This window comes from Enterobacter cloacae complex sp. ECNIH7 (genome assembly GCF_002208095.1).
GTDB lineage: Bacteria > Pseudomonadota > Gammaproteobacteria > Enterobacterales > Enterobacteriaceae > Enterobacter > Enterobacter cloacae_M.
On sequence record NZ_CP017990.1, the window covers coordinates 759,522 to 780,292 of the forward strand.

At 56.5% G+C, this 20,771-nt stretch carries 12 protein-coding genes and 1 pseudogene; 12 read left to right on the top strand and 1 reads right to left on the bottom strand.

What is annotated here, in order from left to right; all coding sequences use genetic code 11:
* The first annotated feature begins 66 nt into the window (after positions 1 to 66).
* The 3 genes from dnaJ to nhaR all read left to right on the top strand — a co-directional run bounded on the left by dnaJ (position 67) and on the right by nhaR (position 3,518).
* Entirely contained in the window at positions 67 to 1,212 is a 1,146-nt protein-coding gene (gene dnaJ / locus WM95_RS03725) for a molecular chaperone DnaJ (protein WP_045400956.1), read from the top strand.
* A gap of 172 nt (positions 1,213 to 1,384) precedes the next feature.
* Entirely contained in the window at positions 1,385 to 2,560 is a 1,176-nt protein-coding gene (gene nhaA, locus WM95_RS03730) for a Na+/H+ antiporter NhaA (protein WP_023310348.1), read from the top strand.
* A gap of 58 nt (positions 2,561 to 2,618) precedes the next feature.
* Entirely contained in the window at positions 2,619 to 3,518 is a 900-nt protein-coding gene (nhaR, locus tag WM95_RS03735) for a transcriptional activator NhaR (protein ID WP_032660752.1), read from the top strand.
* A gap of 57 nt (positions 3,519 to 3,575) precedes the next feature.
* Here the strand turns inward: nhaR and rpsT are convergent, their stop codons facing one another.
* Positions 3,576 to 3,839, bottom strand: a complete 264-nt coding sequence (gene rpsT, locus WM95_RS03740) for a 30S ribosomal protein S20 (protein WP_003856458.1) — start codon at positions 3,837 to 3,839, stop codon at positions 3,576 to 3,578.
* Between the two features lie 101 nt (positions 3,840 to 3,940).
* Here rpsT and WM95_RS27565 point away from each other — a divergent pair.
* The 9 genes and pseudogenes from WM95_RS27565 to carA all read left to right on the top strand — a co-directional run bounded on the left by WM95_RS27565 (position 3,941) and on the right by carA (position 20,765).
* Positions 3,941 to 4,159, top strand: a pseudogene (locus WM95_RS27565) (DUF2575 domain-containing protein).
* Positions 4,160 to 4,166: 7 nt separating this feature from the next.
* Positions 4,167 to 5,093, top strand: coding sequence for a bifunctional riboflavin kinase/FAD synthetase (gene ribF / locus WM95_RS03750; RefSeq protein WP_059445775.1), 927 nt, complete (start codon positions 4,167 to 4,169; stop codon positions 5,091 to 5,093).
* 45 nt (positions 5,094 to 5,138) lie between these two features.
* Positions 5,139 to 7,955, top strand: a complete 2,817-nt coding sequence (ileS, locus tag WM95_RS03755) for an isoleucine--tRNA ligase (protein WP_063408260.1) — start codon at positions 5,139 to 5,141, stop codon at positions 7,953 to 7,955.
* The gene (lspA, locus tag WM95_RS03760) at positions 7,955 to 8,455 is read left to right on the top strand and encodes a signal peptidase II (RefSeq protein ID WP_088544640.1); all 501 of its coding nucleotides are present in this window, start codon (positions 7,955 to 7,957) and stop codon (positions 8,453 to 8,455) included. The genes ileS and lspA overlap by 1 nt, the downstream gene beginning before the upstream one ends.
* Before the next feature lie 52 nt (positions 8,456 to 8,507).
* On the top strand, positions 8,508 to 8,957 hold the full coding sequence (gene fkpB, locus WM95_RS03765; RefSeq protein ID WP_003856450.1) for an FKBP-type peptidyl-prolyl cis-trans isomerase: 450 nt from the start codon (positions 8,508 to 8,510) through the stop codon (positions 8,955 to 8,957).
* A gap of 1 nt (position 8,958) precedes the next feature.
* Complete coding sequence (gene ispH, locus WM95_RS03770) at positions 8,959 to 9,909, top strand: 4-hydroxy-3-methylbut-2-enyl diphosphate reductase (RefSeq protein WP_063408261.1); 951 nt, start codon at positions 8,959 to 8,961, stop codon at positions 9,907 to 9,909.
* A 773-nt stretch (positions 9,910 to 10,682) separates the two neighbouring features.
* A complete protein-coding gene (locus WM95_RS03775) occupies positions 10,683 to 17,924 on the top strand; it encodes an Ig-like domain-containing protein (protein WP_088544641.1) in 7,242 nt (2,413 codons plus the stop codon).
* Between the two features lie 416 nt (positions 17,925 to 18,340).
* The gene (dapB, locus tag WM95_RS03780; protein ID WP_063408263.1) at positions 18,341 to 19,162 is read left to right on the top strand and encodes a 4-hydroxy-tetrahydrodipicolinate reductase; all 822 of its coding nucleotides are present in this window, start codon (positions 18,341 to 18,343) and stop codon (positions 19,160 to 19,162) included.
* Between the two features lie 454 nt (positions 19,163 to 19,616).
* The gene (carA, locus tag WM95_RS03785; RefSeq protein ID WP_010427050.1) at positions 19,617 to 20,765 is read left to right on the top strand and encodes a glutamine-hydrolyzing carbamoyl-phosphate synthase small subunit; all 1,149 of its coding nucleotides are present in this window, start codon (positions 19,617 to 19,619) and stop codon (positions 20,763 to 20,765) included.
* The last annotated feature ends 6 nt before the right edge of the window (positions 20,766 to 20,771 follow it).

Sequence of the window (20,771 nt, forward strand, 5' to 3'; positions counted from 1 at the left end):
AATCGGCACGGGCGTAGGAGAACTCTCCACGCCCGTGCTCGCATGTTAAGGGGCTTAAAAAAACCAATGGCAAAGCAAGACTATTACGAGATTTTAGGCGTTCCGAAAACTGCGGAAGAGCGTGAAATCAAAAAGGCGTACAAGCGCCTGGCCATGAAATTCCACCCGGACCGTAACCAGGGTGACAAAGAGGCTGAAGCCAAATTTAAAGAGATCAAAGAAGCCTACGAAGTCCTGACCGATGCACAAAAACGTGCGGCCTATGACCAGTACGGTCACGCAGCCTTTGAACAGGGCGGCATGGGCGGCGGTGGATTCGGCGGCGGCGGCTTTGGCGGCGGCGCTGACTTCAGCGATATCTTTGGCGATGTGTTCGGCGATATCTTCGGCGGCGGTCGTGGTCGTCAGCGCGCGACGCGCGGCGCGGACCTGCGCTACAACATGGAGCTGACGCTGGAAGAGGCCGTTCGCGGTGTCACCAAAGAGATCCGTATCCCGACGCTGGAAGAGTGTGACGTTTGCCACGGCAGCGGCGCGAAAGCGGGTACGCAGCCACAGACCTGTCCAACCTGTCACGGCTCTGGTCAGGTACAGATGCGCCAGGGCTTCTTCGCGGTACAGCAGGCCTGTCCTCACTGTCACGGTCGCGGCACGCTGATTAAAGATCCATGCACCAAATGCCACGGGCACGGTCGCGTTGAGAAAACCAAAACACTGTCCGTTAAGATCCCGGCTGGCGTTGATACGGGCGACCGCATCCGTCTGGCAGGTGAGGGCGAAGCAGGGGAGCACGGCGCACCGGCGGGCGATCTGTACGTTCAGGTTCAGGTCAAGCAGCACGCCATCTTTGAGCGTGAAGGTAATAACCTGTACTGCGAAGTGCCGATCAACTTCGCGATGGCGGCACTCGGCGGTGAAATCGAAGTGCCTACGCTGGACGGTCGCGTGAACCTGAAAGTGCCTGGGGAAACCCAGACCGGCAAGCTGTTCCGCATGCGCGGGAAAGGCGTTAAATCCGTTCGCGGTGGCGCCCAGGGCGACCTGCTGTGCCGCGTCGTCGTCGAAACGCCGGTTGGCCTGAACGACAAGCAGAAACAGCTGCTGAAAGAACTGCAGGAGAGCTTTGGCGGCCCAACGGGTGAGAAAAACAGCCCGCGTTCCAAAAGCTTCTTCGATGGCGTCAAAAAATTCTTCGATGATTTGACCCGCTAATTCGTTAGCTGATTTTCATCTTCGAAAAGCCCGGAAGCGATTCCGGGCTTTTTTATTTGCGCGTATAGCTCGGTTAAACTGAGTCTATACTCAATATTAATCTGTTTTTGCCGAGATATTTGGCTTGGTATTATGGTTTTATCGAGGTATTGTTGTAAAAGAGAGAACTTAAATGAAATTACTACACCGTTTCTTTAGCAGTGAGGCGTCCGGTGGCGTGATCCTGATTATTGCCGCAGCGGCCGCGATGGTGCTGGCTAACCTTGGCATCACGCAGGATCTCTACCATGCATTTCTGGAAACGCCCGTTGAGCTGAAGGTCGGGGCGCTGGAAATTAACAAGAACATGCTGCTGTGGATCAACGATGCGCTAATGGCGGTATTCTTCCTGCTGGTGGGTCTTGAGGTTAAGCGTGAGCTGGTTCTGGGCTCGCTTGCCAGCCGCCAGCGCGCGGCGTTTCCTGTGATCGCAGCCATCGGCGGAATGGTCGTTCCGGCGTTGCTCTTCCTGGCGTTCACCTGGCAGGATCCTGTTGCGCGTGACGGCTGGGCGATCCCGGCCGCGACGGATATCGCCTTTGCGCTCGGTGTCTTAGCCTTGCTCGGTAGCCGCGTGCCGGTGGCCCTGAAAATCTTCCTGATGGCGCTGGCGATCATCGATGACCTGGGCGCCATTGTGATTATCGCGCTGTTCTACACCAGCGATCTGTCGATCCTGTCCCTGAGCGTCGCCGCCGGGGCGATTGCGGTGCTGGCGCTGCTGAACATCTTCAATGTTCGCCGCATCGGTATCTATATCCTGGTGGGGATGGTGCTGTGGACGGCGGTGCTAAAATCCGGCGTGCACGCCACGCTGGCAGGCGTGATTGTGGGCTTCTTCGTGCCGCTTAAGCCGCAGGACGGCAAGTCGCCTGCCAAACAGCTGGAGCATGTGCTGCACCCGTGGGTTGCCTTTATGATCCTGCCGCTGTTTGCGTTTGCCAACGCGGGCGTTTCCCTCGGCGGCGTGACGCTGGACGGGCTGACGTCCGTGCTGCCGCTGGGCATCATTGCCGGGCTGTTTATTGGTAAGCCGTTGGGCATTAGCCTCTTCTGCTGGCTGGCGACGAAGCTGAAGCTGGCGTCATTACCGCACGGCACAACGTTTGGTCAAATTATGGCCGTCGGCGTGCTGTGCGGAATCGGGTTTACGATGTCGATCTTTATCTCGACCCTTGCGTTTGGTGCGCATGCGCCTGAGCTTATCGTCTGGGCTAAACTCGGCATTCTCATCGGATCATTACTGGCCGCGGTAATCGGTTATACCTTGTTGAAGGTGAAGTTGTCCGGACAGGCCGTACAGGCATAACGGAACACCGGGAGGAGGCGATCCTCCTTCCGATATACACTCAGGGAGAGAAGACGCGATGTCTCATTTAAATTACAACCATCTGTACTACTTCTGGCACGTTTACAAACAGGGCTCGGTGGTGGGGGCGGCAGAGGCGCTCTACCTGACTCCGCAAACCATCACCGGGCAAATCAAGGCCCTGGAAGAGCGCCTGCAGGGCAAGCTGTTCAAGCGAAAGGGGCGTGGGATTGAACCCAGCGAACTGGGCGAGCTGGTTTTCCGCTACGCGGACAAAATGTTCACCCTGAGCCAGGAGATGCTGGATATCGTCAACTATCGCAAAGAGTCGAACCTGCTCTTTGACGTGGGCGTGGCGGATGCGCTGTCCAAGAGGCTGGTGAGCGGCGTGCTGGATGCGGCGGTAGTCGAAGACGAGCAAATCCACCTGCGCTGCTTTGAATCCACCCACGAGATGCTGCTGGAGCAGCTGAGCCAGCACAAGCTGGACATGATTATCTCGGACTGCCCGATTGACTCCACCCAGCAGGAAGGGCTGTTCTCGGTGAAGATTGGCGAATGCGGCGTGAGCTTCTGGTGCATTAATCCGCCGCCGGAGAAACCGTTCCCCGCGTGCCTTGAAGAGCGCCGTCTGCTGGTGCCGGGAAGACGTTCCATGCTCGGACGCAAGCTGCTGAACTGGTTTAATTCGCAGGGGCTGAAGGTAGAAATCCTCGGTGAGTTCGACGATGCGGCGCTGATGAAAGCCTTTGGCGAAGCGCATAATGCGATCTTCGTTGCGCCGACGCTGTACGCGCACGATCTCTATTCGGACGATAAGATTACGGAGATAGGCAGAGTGGATAACGTGATGGAGGAGTATCACGCCATATTTGCCGAAAGAATGATTCAGCACCCGGCGGTGCAGCGAATCTGCAATCGTGACTACTCGGCGCTGTTTACGCCACCGGCAATCTGAAGGCATAAAAAAACCCGCGTTAAGCGGGTTCTTTAAACAAGCAACAACAAGTAGCGATTAAGCCAGTTTGTTGATCTGCGCGGTCAGGTTTGCTTTATGACGCGCTGCTTTGTTTTTGTGGATCAGACCTTTAGCAGCCTGACGATCCACGATTGGTTGCATTTCGTTAAATGCGTTCTGCGCTGCAGCTTTGTCGCCTGCTTCGATTGCTGCGTATACTTTCTTGATGAAAGTACGCATCATAGAGCGACGGCTTGCGTTGTGCTTACGAGCCTTTTCAGACTGAACGGCACGTTTCTTAGCTGATTTGATATTAGCCAAGTCCAACTCCCAAATATGTTCTATGTGGACAATTCAAAGGCCGAGGAATATGCCCTCTTTGCCTTCTTTTGTCAATGGATTTGTGCAAATAAGCGCCGTTAATTAGCGACGCTACGTTACGTAGTGATGGCGCAGGATTCTACCAGCTTGTCTTCCCTGAATACAGCCTTTCGGCATAAAAATCGCAGTTCAGGAGCAGATTTTTTCGCTGCGAAAGGTCAGCCTGATGAAATCATTACGGCTTTCTGTTTTGCGCGAACAATCGCCGGTTAACCTTAACCGCTGTACAAGGTATACTTTGGCGATTTTCACTGTTTTGAGCCAGACATGAAGCTGATACGCGGCATACATAATCTCAGCAGCGCGCCACACGGGTGCGTGCTGACTATTGGTAATTTCGACGGCGTGCATCGTGGTCATCAGGCGCTGTTACAGGGATTGCGTAAAGAAGGGGAGGCCCGCGGCCTGCCCGTTGTAGTGATGATTTTCGAGCCGCAGCCGCTGGAGCTGTTCGCGGGCGATAAATCTCCCGCCCGACTCACTCGCCTGCGCGAGAAATTGCGCTATCTGGCGGAGTCCGGCGTGGACTATGTATTGTGTTTACGTTTCGATCGTCGCTTTGCCGCGCTGACCGCACAAAATTTCGTCAGCGACCTGCTGGTTAAGCGTCTTGGCGTACAGTTTCTCGCCGTGGGTGATGATTTCCGCTTTGGCGCTGGTCGTCAGGGCGATTTCTTGCTATTACAGAAGGCTGGTCTGGAGTACGGATTTGACGTCACCAGCGCGATGACCTTCTGCGAAGGCGGCGTACGCGTCAGCAGCACGGCGGTGCGTCAGGCGCTGGCTAGTGATGACCTGGACACGGCAGAAACCCTGCTGGGGCATCCGTTCACTATCTCTGGCCGCGTGGTCCATGGCGATGCGCTGGGCCGCACGATAGGCTTCCCGACGGCGAATATACCGCTGCGTCGTCAGGTTTCCCCGGTTAAAGGGGTGTATGCGGTGGAAGTAGCAGGACTGGGCGATAAGCCGTTCTACGGCGTCGCCAACATTGGCACGCGTCCGACCGTCGCCGGTGTGCGTCAACAGTTAGAAGTGCACCTGCTGGACGTTGTAATGGACCTCTATGGTCGCCATATAGATGTGATACTGCGTAAAAAAATACGCAACGAGCAGCGATTTGGTTCGCTGGATGAACTAAAAGCGCAAATTGCGCGAGATGAATTGACGGCCCGCGAGTTTTTTGGGCTTTGAACCCGGCTTAACTGCCTACGTGATAAATACGGAACCGAGAATCTGATGAGTGACTATAAATCAACCCTGAATTTGCCGGAAACAGGGTTCCCGATGCGCGGCGATCTCGCCAAGCGCGAACCGGGAATGCTGGCGCGTTGGACCGATGATGACCTGTACGGCATCATTCGTGCAGCCAAAAAAGGCAAAAAAACCTTCATTCTGCATGATGGCCCTCCATATGCGAATGGCAGCATTCATATTGGTCACTCGGTTAACAAGATTCTGAAAGACATTATCGTGAAGTCCAAAGGCCTCACGGGATATGACTCGCCTTACGTTCCAGGCTGGGACTGCCACGGTCTGCCAATCGAGCTGAAAGTGGAGCAAGAGTTTGGCAAGCCTGGTGAGAAGTTCACCGCCGCCGAGTTCCGTGCGAAGTGCCGCGAATACGCAGCCACGCAGGTTGACGGTCAGCGCGCTGACTTCATCCGTCTGGGCGTGCTGGGCGACTGGTCGCATCCGTACCTGACCATGGACTTCAAAACGGAAGCCAACATCATCCGTGCGCTGGGTAAAATCATCGGTAACGGCCACCTGCACAAAGGCGCTAAGCCGGTGCACTGGTGCGTGGACTGCCGTTCTGCGCTGGCAGAAGCGGAAGTTGAATATTACGACAAAACCTCTCCATCTATCGACGTGGCGTTCCAGGCCGTCGATCAGGATGCGGTGAAAGCTAAATTTGGCGTCTCCTCGGTAAACGGCCCGATCTCTCTGGTGATCTGGACCACCACCCCGTGGACCCTGCCAGCCAACCGCGCGATCTCCCTGTCCGGTGAGTTCGAATACGCGCTGGTTCAGATTGACGGTCAGGCGGTTATCCTGGCGAAAGATCTGGTTGAGAGCGTGCTGAAGCGCGCGCATATCAGCGACTACACCGTGCTGGGCACCGTGAAAGGCGACGCGCTGGAGCTGATGCGCTTCAAACACCCGTTCCTGGACTTCGACGTTCCGGCGATCCTGGGCGACCACGTGACGCTGGAAGCGGGTACCGGTGCGGTGCATACCGCCGGTGGCCACGGTCCTGACGACTACAACATCAGCCTGAAGTACGGTCTGGAAATCGCTAACCCGGTTGGCCCGGACGGATCTTATCTGCCTGGCACCTACCCGGCGCTGGACGGAATCAACGTCTTCAAAGCGAACGACATCATCGTCGACATGCTGCGCACCAGCGGCGCGCTGCTGCACGTTGAAAAAATGCAGCACAGCTATCCGTGCTGCTGGCGTCACAAGACCCCGATCATCTTCCGTGCGACCCCGCAGTGGTTCGTCAGCATGGATCAGAAAGGACTGCGCGAGCAGTCTCTGAAAGAGATCAAAGGCGTGCAGTGGATCCCTGACTGGGGCCAGGCGCGTATCGAATCCATGGTGGCTAACCGTCCTGACTGGTGTATCTCCCGTCAGCGTACCTGGGGCGTGCCGATGTCTCTGTTCGTACATAAAGAGACGCAGGAGCTGCACCCGAACACCCTGGAACTGATGGAAGAAGTGGCGAAGCGCGTCGAAGTTGACGGCATTCAGGCGTGGTGGGATCTCGACGCCCGCGACATCCTGGGCGCTGACGCAGACAACTACGAGAAAGTGCCGGATACCCTGGACGTGTGGTTCGACTCCGGGTCTACTCACTCCTCCGTGGTTGACGTGCGTCCGGAATTTGCCGGTCACGCTGCCGATATGTATCTGGAAGGGTCGGACCAACACCGCGGCTGGTTCATGTCATCTCTGATGATCTCCACCGCCATGAAGGGTAAAGCGCCTTACCGTCAGGTACTGACTCACGGCTTCACCGTGGATGGTCAGGGCCGCAAGATGTCCAAATCTATCGGTAACACCGTTTCTCCGCAGGATGTGATGAACAAGCTGGGCGCAGACATTCTGCGTCTGTGGGTGGCCTCTACCGATTACACCGGCGAAATGGCGGTTTCTGACGAGATCCTGAAGCGTGCTGCCGACAGCTATCGTCGTATCCGTAACACCGCGCGCTTCCTGCTGGCGAACCTGAACGGGTTCGATCCGGCAAAAGACATGGTGAAACCGGAAGAGATGGTGGTGCTGGATCGCTGGGCGGTAGGCTGCGCGAAAGCGGCGCAGGAAGATATCCTGAAAGCCTATGAGTCTTACGACTTCCACGAAGTGGTGCAGCGCCTGATGCGCTTCTGCTCCATCGAGATGGGCTCGTTCTACCTCGACATCATCAAAGACCGCCAGTACACCGCGAAGGCGGACAGCGTGGCGCGTCGTAGCTGCCAGACCGCGCTGTTCCACATCGCAGAAGCGCTGGTTCGCTGGATGGCGCCGATCATGTCCTTCACCGCGGACGAAATCTGGGGCTACCTGCCGGGCGACCGTGAGAAGTATGTGTTCACGGGCGAGTGGTACGAGGGGCTGTTCGATCTCTCCAGCACCGAAGCAATGAACGATGCCTTCTGGGACGAGCTGCTGAAAGTGCGTGGCGAAGTGAACAAAGTGATCGAGCAGGCGCGCGCGGACAAGAAAGTCGGCGGCTCCCTTGAAGCAGCAGTTACGCTGTATGCCGAACCGGAGCTGGCGGCGAAGCTGACGGCGCTGGGCGATGAATTACGATTTGTCCTGTTGACCTCCGGTGCGAAAGTTGCGGATTATGCCGAGGCTTCTGCTGATGCTCAGCAGAGCGAGCTGCTCAAAGGACTGAAAGTCGCGCTGAGCAAAGCCGACGGTGAAAAATGCCCGCGTTGCTGGCATTACACCACCGATGTCGGCCAGGTGGCGGAACACGCAGACATCTGCGGACGCTGTGTAAGCAACGTCGCCGGTGACGGCGAAAAACGTAAGTTTGCCTGATGAGTAAAACTCTCTGTTCAACAGGACTGCGCTGGCTGTGGCTGGTTGTGGTGGTGCTGATTATCGATCTGGGCAGCAAGTTCCTGATCCTCCAGAACTTTGCTCTGGGGGAGACGGTTCCGCTGTTCCCGTCGCTTAACCTGCACTACGCGCGTAACTACGGCGCAGCGTTTAGTTTCCTTGCCGACAGCGGTGGCTGGCAGCGCTGGTTCTTTGCGGGTATCGCTCTCGGTATCTGCGTGATCCTCGCGGTGCTGATGTACCGCTCGAAGGCGACGCAAAAGCTGAATAACATCGCCTACGCGCTGATCATTGGCGGCGCGCTGTGCAACCTGTTTGACCGCCTGTGGCACGGCTTTGTGGTCGATATGATCGACTTCTACGTCGGCGACTGGCACTTCGCGACCTTTAACCTGGCCGACACCGCAATTTGCGTTGGCGCCGCGTTAATCGTGCTGGAAGGCTTCCTGCCTAAACCCGCCGCGAAAGAGCAGGCGTAACACACTCGCCCGGTGGTGTAACGCCACCGGGCAAAACAAGCGAGCAATTTGCATGTCTAAATCCGTACAGAGCAACAGCGCGGTTCTCGTTCACTTCACGCTGAAGCTGGATGACGGCTCCACGGCCGAATCCACCCGCAATAACGGCAAACCGGCCCTGTTTCGTCTTGGCGATACCTCCCTGTCTGAAGGTCTTGAGCAGCAGCTTCTGGGCCTGAAAGAGGGAGAGAAAAAAGCCTTTTCGCTGGAGCCGGATGCCGCGTTTGGCGTGCCGAGTCCGGACCTGATCCAGTATTTCTCGCGCCGCGAGTTTATGGACGCGGGTGAACCGGAAATTGGCGCGATTATGCTCTTTACCGCTATGGACGGCAGCGAAATGCCTGGCGTGATCCGCGAAATCAACGGCGACTCCATTACCGTTGACTTCAACCATCCGCTTGCCGGGCGTACCGTTCATTTTGATGTTGAAGTGCTGGAAATCGATCCTGCACTGGAGGCCTGAAATGCAGATCCTGTTGGCTAACCCGCGCGGCTTCTGCGCCGGTGTAGACCGCGCTATCAGCATTGTTGAAAACGCGCTGGAGATTTACGGCGCGCCGATTTATGTGCGTCACGAAGTGGTGCACAACCGCTACGTGGTCGACAGCCTGCGCGAGCGCGGCGCCATCTTTATCGAGCAGATCAGCGAAGTGCCGGACGGGGCGATCCTGATCTTCTCCGCGCACGGCGTCTCGCAGGCGGTACGTAACGAAGCGAAAAGCCGCGACCTGACCGTCTTCGATGCCACCTGTCCGCTGGTGACAAAAGTGCATATGGAAGTGGCGCGCGCCAGCCGTCGTGGTGAAGAGTCGATTCTGATTGGCCATGCCGGTCATCCGGAAGTCGAAGGCACCATGGGGCAGTACAGCAACCCGGAAGGGGGGATGTATCTGGTTGAGTCGCCTGAAGATGTCTTTACGCTGAACGTTAAAAATGAGGCCCGTCTGTCGTTTATGACCCAGACGACGCTCTCCGTAGACGATACCTCAGACGTGATTGACGCGCTGCGTCAGCGCTTCCCGAAAATCGTCGGCCCGCGTAAGGATGATATCTGCTACGCGACCACTAACCGTCAGGAAGCGGTGCGCGCGCTGGCTGAACAGGCGGATGTGGTGCTGGTGGTCGGCTCCAAAAACTCGTCTAACTCCAACCGTCTGGCCGAACTGGCGCAGCGTATGGGGAAAGCGGCGTTTCTGATTGACGATGCGACGGACATTCAGGAAGCGTGGGTGAAAGAGGCGAAATGTGTAGGCGTCACCGCTGGCGCTTCCGCGCCGGATATTCTGGTGCAAAACGTGATTACCCGTCTGCAGGAGCTGGGCGGTGGCGAGGCTATTCCGCTGGAAGGGCGTGAAGAGAACATCGTTTTCGAAGTCCCGAAAGAACTGCGAGTGGATATCCAGCAAATCGATTGAGAAAACGGGGAGCCTTGCTCCCCGTTTTGCTAATGGAATAACTCCATTCAGCTTGCGCTCAGGTGCCATGGCCGATGGTTCGCCTGTCTTCCTCCGTCTGTTTTGGCGTGAGTGGTGGGATAGACTTTTAGCTGCCTGGACGTATCTATATAGATCTCAGCTTATTACACCAGACCTGAACGGAGCCGGCATCGAAACAGAACGCGTTCGTATTTCAATCCAGTACCAGTGGAATACAGGAATACAAATCCGGTTTACCTTCGCTTAACAAAGCATTAATTTCTCCCTCCGCAAACAGGCCCAAATCAAAAAATCGCAGAGACCATTTCTTAAAATCCCCAAATGAATTCAGCACGATTAGCGTCTGATGACGGCTCCCTACACAATCAATCTCCACATAAACTATCCTATATATATTATGTATATATCCTGATGATTATATTTTAGATATAAATCACGCCTGCCTTTAAAAATAAATCAAGGCGGTTTTAAGTCCAGATTGACATTGCCTTTGTTTGTGCTGGTCTGGTTTTATTATTTTGTTTTGATTGGGCTTTTTATGAAGTCCAGTTTGATACTTTTATTTATTTGTCTTTTTATGCGTTAAATTCATAATCCTCCGCGCATATAAAATCACTCTTTGGATTTTGCTTCATCTGTTTGATATCGGACAGGGGGTTCTCTGACTGAAGCAAAGGCTATTGGTTGTTTTTATGTTTTTACACTTTTAAAGGAAAAAAAGTTGTTAAATCGCCATCATCCACGGGGTCAAAATGAATCCTAAACTCAGTAAACTGTCTGCGACGGTTTGCCTGTTTTCGCAATTATTCAGCATCGCCTTACCGACCTTCGTGCCGGTTATTGCGCTCGCGCAGAATAAGCCGCAAACGCTCGCAGAAATAACCACCACACCTTATATTCTGAAAAAAGGCGAAACGGTCTCCGTTGTTGCCGCGCGTTATTCTCTCAGCGTCGATGCGCTGAAAAAACTTAACGTCTTCAGAACCTTTAGTAAGCCTTTCGAGAAACTCGGAGAAGGTGATGAAATCGATGTTCCGGTAAATAACACCACCAAAAAAGATACTGCCGGATATACCCCTGAGGGTGCTGACGCCTTCTGGGCAAACCGGGCCTCCTCGCTCGGCAACACTCTCTCTTCAGACCATCCTGCCGATCAGGCAGCCTCGATGGCCAAAAGCATGGCCACCGGTGCGACGGTCTCCACCGTTGAGCAGTGGCTCGGTCAGTTCGGCACCGCGAAAGCGAAGCTGAACCTGGACGATGATTTCACCCTCGACGGCTCATCGCTCGACGTCCTGCTGCCGCTCTATGATCAGCAGGATAACCTGCTGTTCACGCAGCTTGGTTACCGGAACAAGGATTCCCGTAACACCCTCAATGCCGGCCTCGGTTTCCGTACCTTCCACGGCAACTGGATGTACGGCATCAACAGCTTCTATGATGACGACGTGACGGGTAATAACCGCCGCCTGGGCGTGGGTCTGGAAGCCTGGACCGATTACCTGAAACTCGGCGCCAACAGCTACACCGGCCTGACGGACTGGCACCAGTCCCGCGACTTCGCCGATTACGATGAACGCCCGGCTGACGGTTTCGACATCCGCGCCGAAGGCTGGCTGCCGGCTTATCCGCAGCTCGGCGGCAAACTGGTGTACGAGCAGTATCGCGGTGATGAGGTCGCCCTGTTCAGCAAGGACGACCGTTCCAGCGATCCGAAAGCGGTCACCCTGGGTCTGAACTATACGCCGGTGCCGCTGGTGACGGTGGGTGTTGACCACCGCCAGGGGCAGAGCGGGCAGAATGACACCAGCTTTAATCTCGAATTTAACTACGAGCTCGGTCTGCCGTGGAACCAGCAGATCGACGATTCGCTGGTGGCCGCACGCCGCACGCTGGCAGGCAGCCGTCTTGATCTGGTCGATCGTAACAACGAAATCGTCCTTGAGTATAAAAAACAGGATCTGATCCACCTGACCCTGCCGGCGCTTCTCGAAGGCAAAGCCAGTGACAAAGGTAACATCAGCGCCACCGTCAAGGCCAAATACGGTGTCGATCATATTGAATGGGACTACAGCGAAATCCTTGCGGCGAAGGGCAGTGCCGTCGCCGTCAACAAGCAGACGCTGGAGATCACCTTCCCGCCGTATCAGACCACCGGCAGCAATGTGTACCACATCAGCGCGGTGGCCTACGATCCGCAGCACAACAAGTCAAACCGTGAAACCACGGAAATTCGCGTCAGCGAGCCGGATGCGACCATCAGTGACGGGGACCTGATTGTCACCGTGGACGGAGCGGCCGCCAACGGCGAGGCCACCGACACGGTGCAGGCGAAAGTCACCGACAGCGCGCACCACGCGGTCGCCGGGGTGAAAGTTGAGTTTACCGCAGACAACGAGACGCGGGTGATGACGGCCTCGGCGGTCACCGACGCAAACGGTCTGGCGACAACCAACCTGACTAACATCCACGCGGGCAAATCAAACGTGACCGCCACGGTGAACGGTTCAGCCCGCAGCGTCCCTGTCAGCTTTGTCGCCGACAGCGGCAGCGCGGTGATTGCCGACGGCAACCTCACCGTTACCCGCGACAACGGTAAAGCGAACAACAGCGACACCAACCACGTTCAGGCGAAAGTCACGGACAAAAACGGCAACACCGTTTCGGGCACCACGGTGAGCTTCTCCAGCACCGTCAGCGGGGCCACTATGGTGACGGCGTCTGCGGTCACGGATGAAAACGGTATCGCAGGCACCGACCTGACCAGCACCATGTCGGGCGTGGTTCCGGTGAAAGCCGCGGTGAACGGTACCGACAAATCGGTCGACACCCACTTCGCCCAGGATGACAGCAGCGCCACCATTGGTGCGGGCGATTTTGTCCTCACCACGGATAACGCGAAAGCCAACGGCAGCGCCACCAACGCGGTGAAGGCGACCGTAAAAGACGCGAACGGCCTGCCGCTTGCCGGCGTGGTGGTCAGCTTCAGCGCCACCAACGAGGCGAACGTTGCCAGCGCGAAGGCCACCACCGACCAGAGCGGGGTCGCCACTACCACGCTGACCAGCACGAAAGCCGGAATCTCTGCGGTAACCGCCAGCGTCAGCAATGCCACGGGCGGCAGCAGCCAGTCGCTGGACGCGCATTTTGTCGCGGACGACAGCACGGCGACGATTTCTGCCGGTAACCTGACGGTGACCACCGACAACGCAAAAGCGGACGGCAGCGCCACCAACGCGGTGAAAGCGATTGTCACGGATGCGAACGGCAACGTTCTCGCCGGACAGAGCGTGAGCTTCTCTGCCTCCAACGGCGCAACGGTGATTACCGCCTCCGCCACCACGGACGCTGACGGTGTGGCAACGACGACGCTGACCAACAGCAAATCCGGGATTACCAGCGTGACCGCCACGGTCAACGACAACAGCCAGTCGGTAGACACCACCTTCCTGGCCGACAGCAGCACGGCGGGTATCAGTTCCGGTAACCTGACGGTGACCACCGATAACGCGAAAGCGGACGGCTCGGCCACCAACGCGGTGAAAGCGATTGTCACCGACGCGAAAGGCAACCTGGTGAAAGACGCGACGGTGACCTTTACCGCCACTAACGGGGCTACTATCACCACGGCCTCTGCCACCACGGACGTTAACGGTATCGCCACCACCACGCTGAGCAACACCAAAGCCGGTGTGGCGAAAGTGACGGCCAGCGTCAACGGTGCCAGCCAGACCGTGGACACCACCTTTGTGGCGGACAGCGGCACGGCAACCATCAGTGACGGTAACCTGACGGTGACCACTGATAACGCGAAAGCCAACGGCACGGCCACCAACGCGGTGAAAGCGATTGTCACCGATGTTAACGGCAACCTGGTTTCCGGCGTGGCAGTGACCTTTACCGCCACCAACGGTGCGACGGTGACCACCGCGTCCGCCACCACGGATGCGGACGGTATCGCCACCACCACCCTGACGAACACCAAATCCGGTGTGGCGAAAGTCACCGCCAGCATCAACGGCAACAGCCAGTCTGTAGACACCACCTTTGTGGCCGACAGCAGCACGGCGACCATCAGCGACGGTAACCTGACGGTGACCACCGACAACGCGAAAGCGGACGGCTCGGACACCGACGCGGTGAAAGCGATTGTGACGGATGCCAACGGTAACCTGGTTTCCGGTGTGGCAGTGACCTTTACCGCCACCAACGGCGCGACGGTAACCACCGCGTCCGCGACCACGGATACGGACGGTATCGCCACCACCACGCTGACCAACAGCAAATCCGGTATTGCCAAAGTGACGGCTACCGTCAACGGTGCCAGCCAGACGGTGGACACCACCTTCCTGGCGGACAGCAGCACGGCAACCATCAGTTCCGGTAACCTGACGGTGACCACCGACGGCGCGAAAGCGGACGGGTCCGACACCAACGCGGTGAAAGCGATTGTCACTGACGCGAAAGGTAACCTGGTGAAAGACGTGACGGTGACCTTTACCGCCACCAACGGCGCCACGGTGATTACCGCCTCCGCCACCACGGACGTTGACGGTATCGCCACCACCACGCTCAGCAACACCACGGCCGGCACGGCGAAAGTGACCGCCACGGTGAACGGCAACAGCCAGACTGTCGATACCACCTTTGTGGCCGACGGCGGCACGGCAACCATCAGCGCCGGTAACCTGACGGTGACCACCGATAATGCGAAAGCCAACGGCAGCGCCACCAACGCGGTGAAAGCGATTGTCACCGATGCTAACGGCAACCCGGTGAAAGACGCGGTAGTGACCTTCACGGCCACCAACGGCGCAGTGATTACCACGGAGTCTGCGACCACCGACGCCGACGGTATCGCCACCACCACGCTGAAGAACACCAAAGCCGGTGTTTCTGCGGTGACCGCGAAAGTGAACGGCAACAGCCAGTCTGTGGACACCACTTTTGTGGCGGACAGCAGTACGGCGACCATCAGTTCCGGTAACCTGACGGTGACCACCGATAACGCGAAAGCGGACGGCACGGCTACTGATGCGGTGAAAGCGATTGTCACCGATGCTAACGGCAACCCGGTGAAAGACGCGGTAGTGACCTTTACCGCCACCAACGGGGCCACCATTACCACCGCCTCAGCTACCACCGATGCGGACGGTATTGCCACCACCACGCTGACCAACACCAAATCCGGTGTGAGCAAAGTGACGGCAACCGTGAACGGTGCCAGCCAGACCGTGGACACCACCTTTGTGGCCGACAGCAGTACGGCAACGCTTGCCGACGGCAGCCTGACGGTGACCACTGACAACGCGAAAGCCAACGGTACGGCCACCGACGCGGTGAAAGCTATCGTGACGGACGCCAACGGTAACCTGGTGAAAGACGCGACGGTGACCTTTACCGCCACCAACGGGGCTACCATCACCACCGCTTCCGCCACCACGGATGCCAGCGGTGTGGCAACGACGACGCTCACCAACACCAAATCCGGCGTGAGCAAAGTGACGGCCACCGTCAACGGCAACAGCCAGACTGTGGACACCACCTTTGTGGCCGACAGCAGTACGGCAACGCTTGCCGACGGCAGCCTGACGGTGACCACTGACAACGCGAAAGCCAACGGCAGCGCCACCGACGCGGTGAAAGCCATCGTGACGGACGCCAACGGTAACCTGGTTTCCGGTGTGGCAGTGACCTTTACCGCCACCAACGGCGCCATTGTCACCACCGCATCCGCGACCACGGATGCCAGCGGTGTGGCAACCACGACGCTGACCAACACCAAATCCGGCGTGAGCAAAGTGACGGCCACCGTCAACGGCAACAGCCAGACCGTGGACACCACCTTTGTGGCCGACAGCAGTACGGCGACCATCAGTTCCGGTAACCTGACGGTGACCACTGATAACGCGAAAGCCAACGGCAGCGCCACCGACGCGGTGAAAGCGATTGTCACCGATGCCAACGGCAACCTGGTTTCCGGTGTGGCAGTGACCTTTACCGCCACTAACGGAGCGACCATCGTTACGGAATCGGTCACCACCGATGCGGACGGTATCGCCACCACCACGCTGACCAACACCAAATCCGGTGTGAGCAAAGTGACGGCCACCGTCAACGGTGCCAGCCAGACGGTTGACACCACCTTTGTGGCGGACAGCAGTACCGCGACCATCAGCGACGGCAACCTGACGGTGACCACCGACAATGCGAAAGCCAACGGCACGGCCACCAACGCGGTGAAAGCCATCGTGACGGATGCCAACGGTAACCTGGTGAAAGATGCCACTGTAGCCTTTACCGCCACCAACGGCGCCACCATCACCACCGCCTCCGCCACCACGGATGCCAGCGGTGTGGCAACGACGACGCTGACCAATACCAAAGCCGGAACCACCAGCGTGACGGCGACCGTCAACGGTAACAGCAAGTCTGTGGACACCACCTTTGTGGCCGACAGCAGTACGGCGACCATCAGCGACGGCAACCTGACGGTGACCACCGACAACGCCATCGCCAATGACAGCGACACCAACGCGGTGAAAGCGATTGTCACGGACGCCAAAGGTAACCCGTTGAAAGACATGACGGTGACCTTTACCGCCACCAACAGCGCGAAAATCACCACCGCCTCCGCCACCACGGATGCCGATGGTGTGGCAACAACGACGCTGAAGAACACCAAGTCCGGTATTGCCGCGGTGACGGCCACCGTTAACGGCAACAGCAAGTCTGTCGACACCACCTTTGTGGCGGACAGCAGTACGGCGACCATTGCGACGGGTAACCTGACGGTCACCACCGACAACGCGGCGGCGAACGGCACGGCGACGGATGCCGTACAGGCGAAAGTCACCGATGCCAACGGCAACCTGGTGCCGGGTGTGGTGGTTGCGTTCAGCGTCACCACCGGGGCGACGGTCGTCACCGCTTCTGCCACCACCGACGCGTACGGCCTGGCGAAAACCAACCTGACCAGCGAGAAATCTGGCGCCTATACGGTAACCGCCACGCTTGGTACGGCCAGCCAGACCGCCACGGTGAACTTCAAGGCGGACGTGACGACGGCGGTCACCACGCTGACATCGGATGTGACGGAGCAGTTAGCTGACAACGAATCTGTTATCGCGCTGACCGCCACCGTGAAGGATGCGAAGGGTAACCCGGTGCCGAATGAGAACGTGGTGTTTACCACCACCGGTGCGGCGAAACTGGGGGATACCACCGTGACCAAAACCGTTGCCACAGATGCAAATGGCCAGGTGAAGCTGAATATGACGGATACCACGGGAGAAATTATCACCGTTACAGCGAAATCGTCATCTAACGCCAGCGATACTGGCGGCAGTCTGGATCTGACCTTTACCACACCGCCACCGGCACCGATGCCGTCCACCACCAAAGTTGCGGTTAACGGCGCTGACTTTGCGGTCGACGCCGGCTTCCCGAAATCGGGCTATGACGGGGCTACGTTCCAGATTGCCCTTAAAGGCGATGCGGCGAACAACGCGGATTATACCTGGTCGGATAACAGTGACTGGGTCTCCGTGAGCAGTACCGGTACGGTGACCTTTACGGGTGAAGGGACTTCGGATGAAGTGACGATTACCGCTACGCCAAAAAATGGTGGAGTCCCGTATGAGTATAAATTCCAGTTAGAAAAATGGTTTAAAGGAGGTACACCTGCAAATGGTACCCATCAGCAAGCAGTGAGCGCATGTTCTGAACTGGGCGGTGGATATAAACTGCCTTCATCTAATGAACTGACAAATGCTGTAAACACCACCACTACAGCCTCACGTATTGCAGGTAATGGATTGCTATGGACAGAGTGGGGGAACGGGGGGAACACAAGTGTATGGGGAATTAATACCTACACCTGGACTACTACACCTGATGGTGGTGCAGAATACTACTTAGTCTCGAAAAATGATGGTGGTCTCTATTCTGGTAGTAGCATGAGCTTCGGCATTATATGTTTAAAATCATTATAACCTTACAGCTGTTGATGGTTATATAAACTACAAAGTCAGCTCAAAGCTAGACAATGAACCAAATGGGAGCCTCCGGCTCCCATTTTTTACGCCCGTATCATCCCAGACAAAACGATTTCCACCGCCTGTAAGGCGTATACACCCCGTTCAGACTTTCGAGTAACGCGACGATATCATCGATTCCTTTCTGCGGGAGTGACAGATTCTTGCGCACCCATCGGATCGGCAAAACGCATCTTTCTGCCGCCGGTGCGGGTGATGAGAGTCTTGCGGTTTTTGCCGATCGTCATGTCTTTTACTGATATTTATGTCGGTTTCACGTTAAATTCTAATTATCGGTGTTTTCAGTTGGCAGCAGAGAGCAAGGCTGGTTAATCTGAAAACGGTTTACATCATTTTAACGTAAGAGAATAACTATGCATGATGCACAGATCCGTGTCGCCATTGCGGGCGCGGGTGGACGTATGGGCCGTCAGCTGATTCAGGCGGCACTTCAGATGGATGGCGTCGCGCTTGGCGCGGCACTGGAGCGTGAAGGTTCGTCGCTTCTGGGGACCGATGCCGGTGAGCTGGCGGGCGCAGGCCACACGGGCGTTACCGTGCAAAGCAGCCTGGAGGCGGTTAAAGAGGATTTCGATGTCTTCATCGATTTTACCCGCCCGGAAGGGACGCTCGCGCATCTGGCATTTTGCCATCAGCACGGCAAAGGGATGGTGATCGGCACCACCGGTTTTGACGATGCGGGCAAGCAGGCTATCCAGGATGCATCCAAAGAGATTGCGATTGTCTTCGCCGCAAACTTCAGCGTCGGCGTTAACGTCATGCTGAAGCTGCTGGAGAAGGCCGCGAAGGTGATGGGCAATTATACCGATATCGAGATTGTAGAAGCTCACCACCGTTACAAGGTTGATGCGCCATCTGGCACGGCGCTGGCGATGGGCGAAGCGATTGCGCATGCACTAGATAAAGATTTAAAAGACTGCGCGGTCTATACCCGCGAAGGTTACACCGGCGAACGCGTGCCTGGCACCATTGGCTTTGCAACCGTGCGCGCGGGCGACATCGTCGGCGAACACACGGCGATGTTCGCCGATATTGGCGAACGTGTCGAAATTACGCATAAAGCCTCAAGCCGTATGACGTTCGCCAACGGCGCCGTACGTTCCGCTTTGTGGCTTAAAAGTAAGAAAGATGGTCTTTTTGATATGCGAGATGTGCTCGATCTCAACAATTTGTAAGCATTATTACCCATCGTGATGTGGTTATTGCAGTCGTAATTGTTTGATTGCATAGGGCAATATTTTATTGCCCTTTTATTTTATCTGTTTCATCGCGTACTTTTGCTTAATGTTCTAAAAATATATCTCTTATAGCGTTTTAACGTTACTGAAATGTAAATTTTGACCATCCGGTCTACTTTTTCATGCTCCAACACGACATTTTTTATTAAACCCGGCGCGCAAGCGTTTTCTGCGGTGATTTACCTGATCTTTTTGTCGCTTAAGCTCTGTTCCGCTCGCCAGGCTTGCAAAAGGCTAAGCAAAATATCCGTTTTAAGTTGACTTTTACCCACCAAATCTCCAGAATGCCGCCGTTTGCCAAAAATCCGCTGGCAACACATTTGCATTGATCCATGACATGGTTATGAATTAATATGCAAATAAAGTGAGTGAATATTCTCTGGAGGGTGTTTTGATTAAGTCAGCGCTATTGGTTCTGGAAGACGGAACCCAGTTTATCGGTCGGGCCATAGGGGCAACGGGTTCGGCGGTTGGGGAAGTCGTTTTCAATACTTCAATGACCGGTTATCAAGAAATCCTCACTGATCCTTCCTATTCTCGCCAAATCGTTACTCTTACTTACCCTCATATCGGCAATGTCGGCACCAACGCGGCTGACGAAGAATCCTCTCAGGTACATGCGCAAGGCCTGGTCATCCGCGACCTGCCGCTGATTGCCAGCAACTTCCGCAATACCGAAGACCTCTCTTCTTACCTGAAGCGCCATAACATCGTGGCGATTGCCGATATCGATACCCGTAAATTAACGCGTCTGCTGCGCGAGAAGGGTGCACAGAACGGCTGCATCATCGCGGGTGATAACCTCGATGCGACGCTGGCGCTGGAAAAAGCGAAAGCCTTCCCGGGCCTGAACGGCATGGACCTGGCGAAAGAAGTGACTACTGCTGAAGCCTATAGCTGGACTCAGGGTAGCTGGACGCTGGAAGGCGACCTGCCGGAAGCGAAAAAAGAGAGCGAGCTGCCGTTCCACGTGGTGGCCTACGATTTCGGCGCCAAGCGCAACATCCTGCGTATGCTGGTTGACCGCGGCTGCCGCCTGACGGTGGTGCCGGCACAAACGTCCGCCGAAGACGTGCTGAAGATGAATCCGGACGGTATTTTCCTGTCCAACGGCCCTGGTGACCCGGCGCCGTGTGATTACGCAATCGCCGCCATCAAGTCCTTCCTGGAAACCGACATCCCGGTATTCGGCATCTGCCTCGGCCATCAGCTGCTGGCGCTGGCGAGCGGTGCAAACACCGTTAAGATGAAGTTCGGCCACCACGGTGGTAACCACCCGGTAAAAGATATCGATAACAACACGGTGATGATCACCGCGCAGAACCACGGCTTCGCCGTCGATGAAGCCTCAATGCCGGCTAACCTGCGCGTGACCCATAAGTCGCTGTTCGATGGCACCCTGCAGGGGATTCATCGCACCGATAAGCCTGCGTTCAGCTTCCAGGGCCACCCGGAAGCGAGCCCGGGCCCGCACGACGCCGCGCCGCTGTTCGATCACTTCATCGAACTTATCGAGCAATACCGTAAGACCGCTAAATAATCAGGA

Bases quoted from the DNA above. Each gene is read 5' to 3' on its own strand.
- nhaA (WP_023310348.1), top strand. From the start codon at position 1,385: ATGAAATTACTACACCGTTTCTTTAGCAGTGAGGCGTCCGGTGGCGTG.
- ileS (WP_063408260.1), top strand. From the start codon at position 5,139: ATGAGTGACTATAAATCAACCCTGAATTTGCCGGAAACAGGGTTCCCG.
- dapB (WP_063408263.1), top strand. From the start codon at position 18,341: ATGCATGATGCACAGATCCGTGTCGCCATTGCGGGCGCGGGTGGACGT.
- ispH (WP_063408261.1), top strand. From the start codon at position 8,959: ATGCAGATCCTGTTGGCTAACCCGCGCGGCTTCTGCGCCGGTGTAGAC.
- ribF (WP_059445775.1), top strand. From the start codon at position 4,167: ATGAAGCTGATACGCGGCATACATAATCTCAGCAGCGCGCCACACGGG.
- lspA (WP_088544640.1), top strand. From the start codon at position 7,955: ATGAGTAAAACTCTCTGTTCAACAGGACTGCGCTGGCTGTGGCTGGTT.
- nhaR (WP_032660752.1), top strand. From the start codon at position 2,619: ATGTCTCATTTAAATTACAACCATCTGTACTACTTCTGGCACGTTTAC.
- dnaJ (WP_045400956.1), top strand. From the start codon at position 67: ATGGCAAAGCAAGACTATTACGAGATTTTAGGCGTTCCGAAAACTGCG.
- fkpB (WP_003856450.1), top strand. From the start codon at position 8,508: ATGTCTAAATCCGTACAGAGCAACAGCGCGGTTCTCGTTCACTTCACG.
- WM95_RS03775 (WP_088544641.1), top strand. From the start codon at position 10,683: ATGAATCCTAAACTCAGTAAACTGTCTGCGACGGTTTGCCTGTTTTCG.